Source organism: Sulfitobacter sp. CW3, assembly GCF_019392245.1.
Classification (GTDB): domain Bacteria; phylum Pseudomonadota; class Alphaproteobacteria; order Rhodobacterales; family Rhodobacteraceae; genus Sulfitobacter.
In genome coordinates, this window is record NZ_JAHXRL010000025.1 from 1 (window position 1) to 722 (window position 722).

General features: G+C 56.5%; 1 protein-coding gene. It reads left to right on the plus strand.

Annotated elements, in window-relative coordinates:
* The coding region (locus KZZ06_RS20050; RefSeq protein ID WP_219581759.1) for a TonB-dependent receptor plug domain-containing protein at positions 1-722 on the plus strand (722 nt) is incomplete at its 3' end.

Below are 722 nucleotides of genomic sequence, written 5' to 3' on the forward strand. Positions count from 1 at the left end.
ATCACGATCAATGCTGCAACGTTGCACGCACAAGAAGCCGACCAAGGGTTTCTGGGCACGCTGGTTCTGGGTGAAAGCAAGCGCAAGGTACAAACAAATACAGCCGTTCCACAAACAACTGTCGATCAGGATGAAATCGATGACCGGCAAGCTGGCACTGTTGCCGAGCTGATCGATTCGGTGCCGGGCGTTAGCCTTGTGAACGGTTCCACGCCTCAGGGGTCTGGCATCAACATCCGCGGCTTTGGTGCCAACAGCACCTACGGGACCGACCAGAAAGTTGCGGTTCAGATCGATGGTGCCAATGTCGGGGCCGAAGAATTGTACCGGATCGGGACGCAACTGTTCACCGATCCCTTCTTGTATAAAAACGTCAGCGTCATCCGTGGCACGGTCGGCAGCTTTGAATACGGGTCCGGCATCGTCGGCGGCGTTGTTCGGCTGGAAACCAAAGACGCCTCTGACCTGACGGGCGGCGAGCTGGGGTATGTTCTGGGGCAAACGCTTGGATTTTCGAGCAACGGCAACGGCCTGACGTCCTCGACCGTGCTGGCATGGCAGCCCACCCAAGACATGGAATTCATGCTGAACTACACATGGCGTGACCAAGACAACCAACAAGACGGCAATGGCGACGAAATCGGCAACAGCGCCTTTACCCTGCCCTCCGGCTTGCTCAAGGCAAAATACACCTTTGGCGAAAACCGCGATCAATCGCTGAC